This is a genomic window from Xanthomonas euvesicatoria, from assembly GCF_013112235.1.
Lineage (GTDB): Bacteria > Pseudomonadota > Gammaproteobacteria > Xanthomonadales > Xanthomonadaceae > Xanthomonas > Xanthomonas euvesicatoria.
In genome coordinates, this window is the sequence record NZ_JABFFS010000001.1 from 3635059 (window position 1) to 3648572 (window position 13514).

Below are 13514 nucleotides of genomic sequence, written 5' to 3' on the forward strand. Positions count from 1 at the left end.
CGTCAACCCTTCGCCGTGACAGGCTTGGCGCCCGCTGCGGCCGGCGCGACGGCTGCCGGCACGACTCGGCCATCGATGGTGTCCAGCAACAAGGTGGCTTCCTGCTCCATCTCGATGATGTAACCGGCGATGCGCCCCTTGAAGAAGCGATGTGCCATCAATGCCGGAACAGCGATGATCATGCCGGTGGCAGTGCACACCAGCGCTTTGCCGATGCCGCCGGCGAGCTGATTCACATCGCCGACGCCGTGATCGAGGATGCCCAGGAACATCTGGATCATGCCGACCACGGTACCAAGCAGACCCAACAACGGCCCGGCCGAAGCGATCGTGCCCAACGCATTCAGGTAGCGCTCCATGCGATGCACCACATGCCGGCCGGTGTCTTCGATACGTTCGCGAATCATGTCGCGCGGGCGGCCGCGCACATCCAGCGCAGCGGCCAGCAAGGCGCCCAACGGCGAATTGCGGCGCAGCGATTCGATGTGGGTGGGATCCAGATTGCCGCGCGCGGCCCAATTGCGCACTTCTTCACCCAGGCCCGGCGGCGTCACCTCATTGCGGCGCAGGCTCCACAGACGCTCCAGCACGATCGCCAGGGCGATCACGCCCAGCAACAGCAACGGCACCATCGGCCAACCGCCTGCCTTGACCAGCTCCAACACGATTCGATTCCTCCGGCAACACGGCCGCCTGTTCGCTGACCGATAGGATAGCAGCCGACCGCCGCCGTTCCGCAGCATCCCATAGCCGCGGCTGCCAGTGCCGCCGCTCGCGCAGTTGCAGGCCCGCGGCACCGAGCCAAACCCGTATCGCTCCCGCCTGGGCAGTGTCCAGCACTTCTGCTCCGCCCGACTTCCAGCGTTGCACGACCTCGGCGCGTGGATGCCCGAATCTGTTGCCATGACCGGACGACACCAGCGCCAGGCGTGCGCCGGTCGCGGCGATGAAGCCGGCCTGCGAGCCGTCGGCGCTGCCGTGGTGCGGCACGATCACCAGGTCCGCACGCAGATCCGCGGCGCGCCCGCGCAGCAGGCGGCGCTCGACGATTTCGCCAATATCGCCCGGCAACAGTGCGCTCGCAGACGCGGTCTCGACCCGCAGCACGCAGCTGGATTGATTGCGTAGATAAGGAAACCCAACACCGGGATGCAGGAAGCGGAAGCGCACACCGTCCCACTCCCACTGCTGCCCGGCGCGGCAACGTGCGGTGACGTCCAACGGCGCACCCGGTGGCGCAGCCGTGCGTGCCACCGGCAGCCCCGTGCGCACCGCGGCATAGCCACCGGCATGATCGGCGTCGGCGTGGCTGAGCACGATGGCATCCAGCCGGCGTACGCCAAGCGCGCGCAACGCCGGCAGCACGACGCGCTCGCCGGCATCGAACCCGTCGCGCACCGCCGGACCGGTATCGAACAACAGCGCATGGCGTTGCGTGCGCACCAGCACCGCCAAGCCCTGGCCCACATCCAGCACCTGCACTTCCGCCTCGCCTGCGGCGGGTAGCTCGCGATCCGGCCAGAGCAGCGGCAACCACAGCAGCGCCGCCAACGATTTACCCGGCGTCGCGCGCGGCAGCAACAGCCAGAACGCACCGAGCAAGGCGGCGATCAGGGCAACCCCATCGGACTCGGGCACCCACCACAACGCCACCGCGGTGTGCCCAAGCCAGACGAACCCCGGCCAGGTCAGCTCAAAGCACCAGCCTGCAAGCTGCCATGCCCATACGCCGGTCCCTGGATAGATCGCTTCGAGCGCGGTCCCCAACAGGCACAGCGGCACCACCACGAAAGTCCACCAGGGAATGGCGACCAAATTGGCGAATGGCCCGACCAGCGACGCCTGCCCGAACAGGCTGACCGTCAACGGCAGCAGGCCAACGGTGGCCACGGTCTGCGCAGACAGGAAGCCGCGCACGATGGCGCGATCGTCAGACGGCAGGCACCAGACCAGCCATGCCACGCCGGCGAAGCTGAGCCAGAAGCCAGCCACCAGCACGCTGAGCGGATCCCACAGCAACACCGCCAACAAGGCGAGCGAGAGGACGTGCGCGGTCGAGGCGCGTCGCCGCAGTACCCTGGCGAGGGCCACCACCGCAATCATCAACACGGTGCGTACCGTCGGCAGCGCCAGGCCAGCCAATAGCGCGTAGGCGGCGGCGCCGAGTAGCGCGGCAATCGATGCCGCATGCAGACGCGGCATGAAGGTGCCCAGTCGCGGCTGCCAGCGCCATATGCCAGCGACCAGCAGCGCGAAGAATGCCCCGACCAGCCCGACATGAAATCCAGAGATGGCGATCAGATGGCTGAGCCCGGTCGCGCGCAACGTTGCCCATGCCATATCGTCCAGCCCGCGGGTATCTCCGAGCGCGAGCGCCCGCAGGTACGGCGCAGAAGGGCCGCCGACACGCTCGGCGATGCGTTGCGACATCCGTTCGCGCCACGCATCCACGCCTTGCGGCGGCGCGATCTGGCGTGCGGTTGCAGGCATGCGCACATAGCCCGTCGCAGCGATGCGCTGCGCCAGTGCCTGGCGCTCGGCATCGAAGCCTCCGGGATTGCGCAAGCCGCGTGGCGCACGCAGCTTGAGCCGCAGCTGCCAACGCGCACCTGCATGCAGCGCTGCGCGCGGGCCGATGCGCTCGGCGCCAAAGTCGTCGTACCAGGCCAGTTGCAGGAGCTTCCCGCGCAGTGCCTCCGGCTGCGCCGGCGCTTGGTCCACGCGCAGCTGAAAGCGGGTACGGCGTTGCTCGGCGGTCGGCAGGCCGACAATCTGTCCGCGCACGGTGACATCGCGTGTTTCATCCTGCGGAAGCAGTTGCGACTGCAGGGCATCGGTCACCTGCCACCCCATCGTCCCGAATCCAAAGAGTGCCGCCGCCCCTGCCAGCAATAGCGCACTCCGGGGCGGGCGCAGCCACACCGTCGCGCCGCTGCCCAGCAATGCAACACACACGCAGCCGACGTAAACCATGTGCGCAAGCAGTGTGGGCGACCAGGCGCAGGCCACCACGCCCAGCAATAACGCGGCCGCAATGGCCACCGCCGATCTCATCTGCGGCGGCGCTGCCTGCGCTGACACCTCCATGCTGTCGGTCGCCATCCCGCACCCTATCGATCAACGTCTTCACCTTAGATCGCGGCACCTTCCACGCACAGCGGAGATCTGCCCAAGGCTGGGTAGGAAGAACACTGCGCGGCGCTCGCCGATCGCGAATACGGAAGAGGTACTGCAGCCCGCAACCGCTAGATGCAGTGCGTAGGACAGTGCACACCTAACGATGCATGCCGCAGCAAATGGAGCGATCAACGGCGCAGCACGCGCTCTGGCCCAGCATTCGCCCCGATTTCATGGTGTCGCCGCTAAGGTGAAATCCGTTTTCCAGGAGTCTCCCCCATGCGTAAAGGCATTGCATTGATCGTCGGTGTGACCGGCATCTCCGGTTACAACCTTGCCAACGTGCTGCTCGCCGACGGCTGGACCGTGTACGGCCTTGCACGCCGGCCACTGCCCCACGACGGTGTCATTCCGGTCGCGGCAGATCTACTGGACGCCGACAGCACCAACAGCGCGTTACGTGGCCTACCGATTACCCACGTGTTCTTCTGCACCTGGACCCGCCGCGATACCGAACGCGAGAACGTCCAGGCCAACGGCGCGATGATGCGGCACCTGTGCGATGCACTCAGCGATGCGCCGCTGCAGCACATGGCGCTGGTCACCGGCACCAAGCACTACCTGGGCGCCTTCGAGAATTACGGCAGCGGCAAGGCCGAGACGCCGTTTCGCGAAAGCGAGCCGCGCCAGCCGGGCGAAAACTTCTACTACACGCTGGAAGACCTGCTGTTTGCGCATGCGCAGCAGCACGGTTTCCGCTGGAGCGTACATCGCTCGCACACCATGATCGGCATGGCCAACGGCAGCAACGCCATGAACATGGGCGTGACGCTGGCGGTGTATGCATCGCTGTGCAAGCACACCGGGCAACCGTTCGTGTTCCCAGGGTCGCAAGCGCAGTGGAACAGCCTCACCGACCTCACCGATGCCGGGCTGCTCGGCCGCCAACTGGCCTGGGCCGGGCTTAGCCCCGCAGCGCGCGATCAGGCCTTCAACACCGTCAATGGCGATGTGTTCCGCTGGCGCTGGATGTGGGGCGAGATTGCGAAGTTCTTCGAACTCGATGCTGCGCCCTGCCCCGCTGTGCCTGAACCGCTGGAACCACGCATGAGCCAGACCGCACCTGCCCTGTGGGCTGAGGTGGCCGCGCAACACCAGCTGGTAGAGTCCGACGTCAATCGGCTTGCATCGTGGTGGCATACCGATGCCGACCTAGGCCGCGAGATCGAGTGCGTCAACGACATGACCAAGAGCCGCGAACTGGGTTTCCTCGACTTCTACGACAGCCGCGCCTCGTTCTTCGAACTATTTACCCGCCTGCGGGCACTGCGCATCATTCCTTGACCGATGCCATGGCATCGCCGCAGGCTGCATTGGCCTGCGGCGACCAGGCAGCTAATGCCCTGGCAGTCGGGGTGCATGCGATCGTGCGCTGCCACTGCACTTCAAAATTCGCCACCATTTCGGCTAACGGGCACAGCACCGGTGACCGCTGAAGATTCCACGCTCATACACGACGCGATCGGTCTGCCAACCGACCGCTTCGCCATGCGCTTACACCGCAGACGGCGCCAATTCGCGCAGCTTGCCCTGGTTTAGCTCCAGCACGCGGTCCAGACGCCGTGCCAAGCCGCGGTCGTGCGTCACCAACACCAGGCTGGTGCGCTGGGCGCGGTTGAGCTCCAGCATCAGCTCGAACACGGTGCCCGCGGTCTTGTCGTCCAGATTGCCGGTGGGCTCGTCGCCCAATACGCAGCCCGGCTTGTTGACCAATGCACGCGCCACCGCACAGCGCTGACGTTCGCCCCCGGAGAGTTCGCTGGGCTTGTGTTCGACGCGATGCCCAAGCCCAACCGATTCCAGCAGTTGCAGTGCCTGACCCTTGGCGACGGCCACATCCTTGCCGGACAACAGCACCGGCATCATCACGTTCTCCAACGCGGTGAATTCGGGCAACAAGTGATGGAACTGGTAGACGAAGCCAAGCGCCTGGTTACGCAGCTTGCCGCGCTGCGCGTCGGACAGCGCCGACATGCGCTCGCCGGCCACATACACCTCGCCGGAGGTCGGAATATCCAGCCCGCCGAGCAGATGCAGCAAGGTGCTCTTGCCGGCGCCGGAGGCACCGACGATCGCCACGGTTTCGCCGGTGGCCACCGAGAGATCCAGGCCATCGAATACCGGCGTGCGCATCTTGCCTTCGGCGTAGGTCTTGGCCAGCGCTTCGGCGCGGATCACCGCAGTTGCCTGTTCTGATGTTTGCACGGCCGCTTCCCGGATCTCATTCATAGCGCAGCGCCTCCGCCGGCTGGGTGCGCGAAGCGCGCCACGCCGGGTACAAGGTCGCCAGGAAACTCATCACCAATGCCACCACGGTGATCACTACCACGTCCTGGGTTTGCATATCGGTCGGCAGGCCGGTGATGTAGTACACGTCTTCGGGTAGCAACTTGACGCTGAAAATCGTTTCGATCACGCCGAGGATGCGTTCGAGGTTGAACGTCAGCACGATGCCGCCGATCACGCCCATGAAGGTACCCATGAAGCCGATCAACGAGCCCTGCACCATGAATACCTGCATCACCCCGCCCGGCGACAGCCCGAGCGTGCGCAAGATGGCGATATCGGCCTGTTTGTCGGTCACCAGCATCACTTGCGAAGACACGAGGTTGAACGCCCCCATCGCCACGATCAGCGACAGCAGGATGCCCATCACCGTCTTTTCCATCTTCAAGGAGTGGTACAGGTTGGCGTTTTCCTGGGTCCAGTCGCTAACCCGATACGGGCCGTGCAACTTCACCGCCAGATCGCGCGCCACCGGCCAGGCCTGATCCATGTCATGCAGGCGCAGGCGCACGCCGGTGACGCCATCCATGCGCAGCACGCGCGCCAGGTCCTGCATGTTCACCACGGCCAGGCCGCGGTCGATCTCGTTGTATCCGGCCTCGAAAATACCGCTCACGGTAAAGCGCTTGAGCCGCGGCATCGCGCCCAGCGGCGTCGCCTGGGTGTCGCTGAGCAACACGACGATGCTATCGCCGACATCCACGCCAAGCCACAACGCCAGCTCCTTGCCGATGACGATGTTGTACGAGCCAGGGGTCAGGCTGTCGACCGAGCCCTGCTGCATCTTCTTGGCCAGCACCGACACCTTGCCTTCTTCGGCAGGAATCACGCCGCGCACGATGGCCGGCTGCTTACGCGGGCCCTGCAATAAGGATTCGGTTTCGATGTAGGGCGCGGCACCGGCCACGCGCGGATCGGACATGGCGACCTCGACCGCATGCTGCCAGTCGCGCATCGGCGCGCCTTCCGCACTGACGGTCGCGTGGGCAGCCATCTGCAGCAGGCGGTCGCGGATTTCCTTCTGGAAACCGCTCATCACTGCAAGCGTGGTGATCAGCACGGTCACGCCCAGGGCGATGCCCAGGATCGACGCCATCGAAATAAACGATATGAAGCCATTGCGCCGCTTGGCACGCAGATAGCGCAAGCCGATGGCAACCGGGATAGGTTTGAACATGCGGTTCAACCGGGAAAGGGACGCTATGGTGCCACTAGCGGCCGCCCCGACGAAATGGCGTGGGCCTGAGCGGCCAGACGCAGTTCACGTCGTTGCGGCGCCGGCAAGGTGTCCGGCCAGAAATGCAGGCGCTCGCGCCGGCCATCCGCTCGCCTCCACGACACCACCGCAAGCGGTCCGCGCCAACGGACCTGCAGCCCTTCCACCTGCATACCGTCAATGCTGGCGGGCGTTTGCGTCCATGGCACCAGCAACTGCCTCACTGGCGAACGCAACAGCTGGCGCACTGCTCGCCCGCCTGCAAACACCGCGTACGCCGACAACAACACGGCCAGCCACGGTGGTACGCCACTGCGCCACACCGCCCACACGGCCAGCGCTACCAACACGCTCAATGCGCAAATCAACCAGCGCGAGGGGCGCCACTCAAGCCGGCAAGGCGCGAATATCGGCGATGAGTGCGGCGTTGGCGGCATCGGGGCAAGCCTCGTATCCCATGAACCAGCGCCACAACTTATCGTCTTCGCAATCCAGTAGCTGTAGGAAAACCGCGCGCTCGGCGTCGGGAGCCTGCGCCCAGCGTTGATCAAGGTAGCGCCCGAATAATTGGTCGAGTTCGCGCATGCCGCGTCGGCAACGCCAGCGCAGTTTTTTCAGCAGGGTTTGTTCGTCCATTCTCACTCTCCACCGCACCGCATGGCGGGCCAAAAACGACAGCGGCACCTGACCCAAGGGCCGGTGCCGCTGCGAACCACATCCCCGTGGTGGGGAATCAATGCCGTGCAATCAGGCGCGACGCGCCATCATCAGCTTCTTGATTTCGGCGATCGCCAGCGCCGGGTTCAAGCCCTTCGGGCAGGTCCGTGCGCAGTTCATGATGGTGTGGCAGCGATACAGCTTGAACGGGTCTTCCAGATCGTCCAGACGCGCACCGGTGTCTTCGTCGCGCGAATCGATGATCCAACGGTAGGCCTGCAGCAGGATCGCCGGGCCCAGATACCGCTCGCCATTCCACCAGTAGCTTGGGCAACTGGTCGAGCAGCATGCGCACAGGATGCACTCGTACAATCCGTCGAGCTTGCGACGGTCTTCCGGCGACTGCAGGCGCTCGCGGTCCGGCGGCGGCGGGGTCTGGGTACGGATCCACGGCTTGATCGACGCGTACTGCGCATAGAAATGCGTCAGATCCGGCACCAGGTCCTTGATCACGCTCATGTGCGGCAGCGGATAGATCGGCACCTCGGACTTGCCGCATGCGGCAATCGCCTTGGTGCAGGCCAGCGTGTTGGTGCCATCGATGTTCATCGCGCACGAGCCGCAAATGCCCTCGCGGCAGGAGCGACGGAACGCCAGCGTCGGGTCGATCTCGTTCTTGATCTTGATCAGCGCGTCCAGGACCATCGGGCCGCATTTATCCAGATCGATCTCGTAACTGTCGGTGCGCGGGTTGGCGTCGACGTCCGGATCCCAGCGGTAGACCTTGAAGGTGCGCGTGTTCTTGGCGCCCTTTGCAGGGTAATGCTTGCCCTTGCCGATCTTTGAATTCTTGGGGAGGGTGAACTCTGCCATAGCTGCTCTCGTTGGCTCAGGCGATGCGCGGTGCGGACGACAACTGCACCGTGCGCATGAAGGTAAAGATGACGGATGCCACTGCCGAAGCAGTCGCACAGCGGCCGGCCATGTGCCGGCGCTGCTCCAGCGTCATGCCACGATCACACTGCTGCACCGACTCGCCGCCACGCGCCGAGGCGATGGCAAGCGATGACAAGGCAACGGTGGGTCGCTGCATGCGCATCGATCAGTAAACGCGCGGCTTCGGCGGGACCACGTCCACGTCCTTGCTCAGCGTGTACATGTGCACAGGGCGGTAATCGAATTCGCACTTGCCCTTGTCGTCGACGGTCACCAGCGTGTGCTTTTGCCAGTTGACGTCGTCGCGATCCGGGAAGTCTTCGTGCGAATGCGCGCCGCGGCTTTCCTTGCGCTGTTCGGCCGAATTGATCGTCGCCACCGCGTTGAGCAGCAGGTTGTTCAATTCATAGGTCTCGATCAGGTCCGAATTCCACACCAGCGAACGGTCAGACACCTTGACGTCTTCGAAGGTGGCGAAGATCTCGGCCATCTTGTCCACGCCCTCTTTCAGCGTCTTGCTGGTGCGGAACACGGCGGCGTCCGACTGCATGGTGCGCTGCATGTTGTCGCGGATCACGGCCGTCGGCGTGGAGCCGTTGGCGTGACGCAGCTTGTCCAGCAGGCCCAAGGCCTTGTCGCAGGCATCGGACGGCAGCGTCTTGTGCGGCTGATTGGGCTTGACCGTCTCGGCACAGCGATTGGCAACCGCGCGGCCGAACACCACTAGGTCCAGCAGCGAGTTCGAACCCAGACGGTTTGCACCATGGACCGAGACGCACGCCGCCTCGCCGATGGCATACAGGCCCGGCACCACTGCATCCGCATCGTCGCCCTGCTTACGCACGACCTCGCCGTAGAAGTTGGTCGGAATGCCGCCCATGTTGTAGTGCACGGTCGGCAGCACCGGGATCGGCTGCTTGGTCACGTCCACGCCGGCGAAGATGTGTGCGCTTTCGGCGATGCCGGGCAGCTTTTCGTTGATCACTTCCGGACCAAGGTGGGTCAGGTCGAGCAGGATGTGATCCTTGTGCTCGCCCACGCCACGGCCTTCTCGAATTTCCACCGTCATCGAACGCGACACCACGTCGCGCGACGCCAGATCCTTGTAATGCGGTGCGTAGCGCTCCATGAAGCGCTCGCCATTGCTGTTGCGCAGAATGCCGCCTTCGCCGCGCACGCCCTCGGTGATCAGGCAGCCCGCACCGTAGATGCCGGTGGGGTGGAACTGCACGAATTCCATGTCCTGCACGGGCAGGCCGGCACGCATCACCAGGCCGCCGCCGTCACCGGTACAGGTGTGTGCGGAGGTGGCGCTGAAGTAGGCACGGCCGTAACCGCCGGTCGCCAGCACCACACCGTGGGCGCGGAACAGATGCAGCGAGCCTTCGGCCATGTCCAGTGCGAGCACGCCACGGCAGACGCCTTCTTCGTCGAAAATCAGATCGAGCGCGAAGTACTCGATCATGAAGCGTGCGTTGTGCGCCAGCGACTGCTGATACAGCGTATGCAGCATGGCGTGGCCGGTCCGGTCGGCTGCGGCGCAGGTACGCTGCGCTGACGGGCCTTCGCCATACTTGGTGGTCATGCCGCCGAACGGGCGCTGGTAGATCTTGCCCTCTTCGGTACGCGAGAACGGCACGCCGTAGTGTTCGAGCTCGATGATGGCCGGAATCGCTTCACGACACATGTACTCGATCGCGTCCTGGTCACCCAGCCAATCGGAGCCCTTGATGGTGTCGTAAAAGTGATAACGCCAGTCGTCCTCGCCCATGTTGCCCAGCGCCGCGGAAATACCGCCCTGCGCTGCCACGGTGTGCGAACGGGTCGGGAAGACCTTGGTCAGGCAGACCGTCTGCAGGCCCTTCTGGGCCAGGCCGAACGTGGCGCGCAGGCCGGCGCCACCGGCGCCCACCACGACCATGTCGTACTTGTGTTCTGTGATCTTGTAAGCGGACATCGAATTATGGGTTCCTGTTTGGTCGCTGACGACTCAGCTCATGCCCAGCGCGATACGCGCCACGGCAAACACGCTGACGATGGCGCCCAGCACGGCAACAAAACGCACGAGGGTCTGCGCAATCAGTGCGAGCAGCGAGTCGTGCACGTAGTCTTCCAGTACCACCTGCATGCCAAGCTGGGCATGCCAGAACGAGGCAATGAGGAAAGCGACAAGCAAAATCGCATTCCACGGCTTGGCCACTGCGGCGGTGGCGGCAGCGTGATCGGCACCGATCAAGCTCAGCACGAAGATCAGGAACCAGATCGACAGCGGCACCAGTGCGGCCGCGGTCAGGCGCTGGATCACGAAATGTTCGGTACCGGTCTTGGCGGCGCCCAGGCCGCGCACATTCTTCAGCGGGGTACGGTAGCGGCTCATAGGGCACCTCCGGACAGCAGTACGTAAGCCCAGATGGCGATAGTCAGCACAAGGCTCAGAACCACCGACAACCAACCCATGCTGATGAACGAGCGCACGGCGTAGCCTTGCCCGAAGTCCTGCAGCATGTGGCGCAAGCCACCGAACAGGTGGAAGGCGAAAGACCAGGTCCAGCCGAACAGGAATACCTGCCCATACCAGGTGGCAGCCTGATCGCGGAAACAATTCCAATGGTCGGGGCCAAGCATCAAGGTGAGCAAGGCAGCGGCAATTCCCAGTGCGCCGACGGACAGTACGATGCCGGTGGCTCGATTGAGAATCGAGGTCACCATCTGTATCTGCCAACGGTATACCTGGAGATGCGGGGAGAGAGGACGTTCGCGGATCGCCATTCGCTGGGCTCGTTTTCTCGGCTGGGCGGCACTAGGCCGCTGTGGCTAAAAGCTGCTCAAAAATCGATGCAGCGTCCATTTTTTTCCCAGTCGCCGTAGCGCGTTGGCTCGGGGCCGTCGCGCCCACCAATCTCCTTCGGCAGTGGCTTTTTCTCGGGAATATGCTCCTGAGAAGAAGGCTGCGTCTCGGAATCCTGCGCTGGGGTGGGGGTTGGATGGCCTATCATAGTGCTCTCACAACTTGGCGATTTTAGTCCTCCCCTTCCGTGGCTGACAACCTGAATCTTATTCCGCAGGGTTTTGGCTCCCTGCACGACATGCAATACGTCCGATTGGCCGGTACGGATGCAGTGGCGTTTGCGCATGCCCAATTTGCCAATGACGTACAGGCGCTGGCGGTTGGGCAGTGGCAGTGGAACGCGTGGCTGACGGCGAAGGGGCGCGTGATTTCCATCTTCGCACTCCTGCGTGAGGACGATGCACACCTGCTGATGCTGTTGCCGGACGGCAACGCGGCCGAGATCGCCGCGCAACTCGGCCGTTTCGTGTTCCGCCGCAAGCTGAAAATCAGCGCTGCCGCGCTGCTCGCCTACGGCGGCTTCGTAGCGCCGGAACACGCGCATGCCGCGCAAGCCGACCTCGGAACCCAGCGTATCGAACTGGATCTGGGTAGCGCAGCGCTGCCGCGCACGCTATTGCTCTACAGCCCGGATGCATTGGCGATGCCTATCGAACTGCCGAGCGCAGAGGCGCAGTGGCGGACGACCGATCTGCAACTGGGGCTCGCCCGCCTGGTCGAGAGCCAGCGCGAACAGTGGACGCCGCAGCAGTTGGCACTGGACCGCCTGCAGGCGTACAGCGTCAAGAAAGGCTGCTACCCGGGCCAGGAAATCGTGGCGCGGACGCACTTCCTGGGCAAGGCCAAGCGCGTCTTGCAGCTGCTCGAAACGGATGCGGCCGTGGATGCAGGCGATGCCGTCGCATTGGACGGTAGCGCGATCGGCACGGTAGTGAGCGTGGCCGGCAACCTCGCGCTGGCGGTATTGCCGTTGGAACTGACGCTGGACGCCGGTACCGCGTTGCAGGCAGGCACGCATGGCGCCCGCCCACGCGCACTCACGACGGGGCTGGAGCGTTAGCGGCAAAAAAACGCAGCGAGCCGTGCCAGGCGGGCGTGGGCATCGCGCAGCACGCAGTGGCCCAACGACACCCGCCAATTCCGAGCGCCGGCCGTGTCCGTCTGGCGGCTGCGTCGCTGTTGACCAGTTTGCCTAAGCCGCCTCCAGCCGCTGGCCGGTGGCTGGATCGAAAAAGTGCAAGGCCTCGCTGCGCAATGCCAGGCGCAATGGCTGGCCTACCGCCGGCAAGCTCTGCGGCGGGACACGGATCACCAGCGGCTGACCGCCACGGTCGAGATTGAGGAAGATCTCGTTGCCGACCGGCTCGATCACATCGACCCGCGCATCGAAGCCCAGGACCGCATCGTCGGACGGCTGCAAGTGCTCCGGGCGCACACCGACGATCACGTCCTGGCCGAACCAAGCCGCATCGACCCGCGCCGCACCCAGCGGCACGCGCCAGCCATCGGCCATGACCAGGTGCAGGCCGTCCTGCGCGTCCAGACGCCCCTGCAGCACGTTCATCGCCGGGCTGCCGAGGAACCCGGCCACGAACAGATTGGCCGGACGGTCGTACAGCGCCATCGGGCTGTCGATCTGCTGGATCACGCCATCCTTGAGCACCACGATACGCTGGCCAAGCGTCATCGCTTCGACCTGATCGTGGGTGACGTAGATCATGGTGGTACCAAGCTTGCGGTGCAACTGCGCGATCTCGGTGCGCACGCTGTGGCGCAACTTGGCGTCCAGGTTGGACAGCGGCTCGTCGAGCAGGAACACCGAGGATTCGCGCACCATCGCCCGGCCCAGCGCCACGCGCTGACGCTGACCGCCGGACATCGCCTTGGGCAGCTTGTCCAGCATCGGCGTCAGGCCCAACAGCTCTGCGGCGTTGTTGACGCGTTCGGCGATGACCTGCTTCGGATGCCCGCGCAGCTTGAGCCCGAACGCCAGGTTTTCGGCCACGGTCATGTGCGGATACAGCGCGTAGCTCTGGAACACCATGGCGATGTCGCGATCCTTCGGCGCCACGTCGTTGACCACGCGCTCGCCGATCTTCAGCGTGCCGGCGCTGATGTCTTCAAGCCCGGCGATCATGCGCAACAGGGTCGATTTGCCGCAGCCGGACGGCCCCACCAGCACCATCAGCTCGCCGTCGGCCACTTCGAAACTTGCGCCCTGCACCGCCACCTGGCCATTGTCGTAGACCTTGCGGACACCTTCCAACTGCACTTTCGCCATCGTTCGGCCTCAACGTAAGTTGTGCGCCCTGCCCTCGGCCCTCCCGATGGCGGTGACGCCGCATGCGCTTGCGAGGAATTCCCTGCAAACGAATGCATTGGTTTATTCTGACA

Annotated in this window: 15 protein-coding genes; 2 read left to right on the forward strand and 13 right to left on the reverse strand. The window is 64.5% G+C overall.

The features are described 5' to 3' along the window. Positions 1-2 precede the first annotated feature (2 nt). Positions 3-665: a MotA/TolQ/ExbB proton channel family protein gene (locus HLH45_RS15665; protein WP_033479147.1), complete on the reverse strand. Its 663-nt coding sequence runs from the start codon at positions 663-665 to the stop codon at positions 3-5. Beyond that, positions 556-3102 carry a DNA internalization-related competence protein ComEC/Rec2 gene (locus HLH45_RS15670; RefSeq protein WP_008576652.1) on the reverse strand — a complete coding sequence of 849 codons (2547 nt, stop codon included), beginning with the start codon at positions 3100-3102 and terminating at the stop codon, positions 556-558. Before HLH45_RS15670 ends, HLH45_RS15665 begins: the two co-directional genes overlap by 110 nt. 294 nt (positions 3103-3396) lie before the next feature. On the opposite strand from HLH45_RS15670, the gene HLH45_RS15675 reads away from it, so the two are divergent. Further along, positions 3397-4461 carry an SDR family oxidoreductase gene (locus HLH45_RS15675; protein ID WP_008576655.1) on the forward strand — a complete coding sequence of 355 codons (1065 nt, stop codon included), beginning with the start codon at positions 3397-3399 and terminating at the stop codon, positions 4459-4461. A gap of 210 nt (positions 4462-4671) precedes the next feature. On the opposite strand, the gene lolD is transcribed toward HLH45_RS15675, so the two are convergent. From lolD to HLH45_RS22010, 10 genes are all read right to left on the reverse strand, one after another. Further along, positions 4672-5406 (reverse strand): lipoprotein-releasing ABC transporter ATP-binding protein LolD, encoded by a 735-nt coding sequence (gene lolD / locus HLH45_RS15680; protein ID WP_008576656.1) that lies wholly within the window; start codon positions 5404-5406, stop codon positions 4672-4674. Next, complete coding sequence (locus HLH45_RS15685) at positions 5399-6640, reverse strand: lipoprotein-releasing ABC transporter permease subunit (protein ID WP_008576657.1); 1242 nt, start codon at positions 6638-6640, stop codon at positions 5399-5401. Before HLH45_RS15685 ends, lolD begins: the two co-directional genes overlap by 8 nt. Positions 6641-6663: 23 nt before the next feature. Continuing rightward, positions 6664-7116: a YgfX family protein gene (locus HLH45_RS15690; protein WP_033479149.1), complete on the reverse strand. Its 453-nt coding sequence runs from the start codon at positions 7114-7116 to the stop codon at positions 6664-6666. Continuing rightward, positions 7067-7315 (reverse strand): FAD assembly factor SdhE, encoded by a 249-nt coding sequence (locus HLH45_RS15695; RefSeq protein ID WP_003482785.1) that lies wholly within the window; start codon positions 7313-7315, stop codon positions 7067-7069. The genes HLH45_RS15690 and HLH45_RS15695 overlap by 50 nt, the downstream gene beginning before the upstream one ends. A 111-nt stretch (positions 7316-7426) precedes the next feature. Continuing rightward, positions 7427-8209 (reverse strand): succinate dehydrogenase iron-sulfur subunit, encoded by a 783-nt coding sequence (locus tag HLH45_RS15700; protein ID WP_003482787.1) that lies wholly within the window; start codon positions 8207-8209, stop codon positions 7427-7429. A 16-nt stretch (positions 8210-8225) separates the two neighbouring features. Beyond that, on the reverse strand, positions 8226-8429 hold the full coding sequence (locus HLH45_RS15705; RefSeq protein ID WP_033479151.1) for a hypothetical protein: 204 nt from the start codon (positions 8427-8429) through the stop codon (positions 8226-8228). Between the two features lie 9 nt (positions 8430-8438). Continuing rightward, on the reverse strand, positions 8439-10229 hold the full coding sequence (gene sdhA, locus HLH45_RS15710; protein ID WP_005916748.1) for a succinate dehydrogenase flavoprotein subunit: 1791 nt from the start codon (positions 10227-10229) through the stop codon (positions 8439-8441). 33 nt (positions 10230-10262) lie between these two features. Next, complete coding sequence (sdhD, locus tag HLH45_RS15715; protein ID WP_008576669.1) at positions 10263-10649, reverse strand: succinate dehydrogenase, hydrophobic membrane anchor protein; 387 nt, start codon at positions 10647-10649, stop codon at positions 10263-10265. Then, complete coding sequence (gene sdhC / locus HLH45_RS15720) at positions 10646-11041, reverse strand: succinate dehydrogenase, cytochrome b556 subunit (protein ID WP_008576670.1); 396 nt, start codon at positions 11039-11041, stop codon at positions 10646-10648. Before sdhC ends, sdhD begins: the two co-directional genes overlap by 4 nt. A 56-nt stretch (positions 11042-11097) precedes the next feature. Next, complete coding sequence (locus HLH45_RS22010) at positions 11098-11406, reverse strand: DUF1674 domain-containing protein (protein ID WP_014090240.1); 309 nt, start codon at positions 11404-11406, stop codon at positions 11098-11100. Between HLH45_RS22010 and ygfZ the strand changes: the two genes are divergently transcribed. Then, positions 11308-12180: a CAF17-like 4Fe-4S cluster assembly/insertion protein YgfZ gene (ygfZ, locus tag HLH45_RS15730; protein ID WP_031422853.1), complete on the forward strand. Its 873-nt coding sequence runs from the start codon at positions 11308-11310 to the stop codon at positions 12178-12180. The genes HLH45_RS22010 and ygfZ overlap by 99 nt on opposite strands. A 132-nt stretch (positions 12181-12312) precedes the next feature. Here ygfZ and HLH45_RS15735 read toward each other — a convergent pair whose 3' ends face one another. Then, complete coding sequence (locus tag HLH45_RS15735; protein ID WP_008576674.1) at positions 12313-13401, reverse strand: ABC transporter ATP-binding protein; 1089 nt, start codon at positions 13399-13401, stop codon at positions 12313-12315. Positions 13402-13514 lie beyond the last annotated feature (113 nt).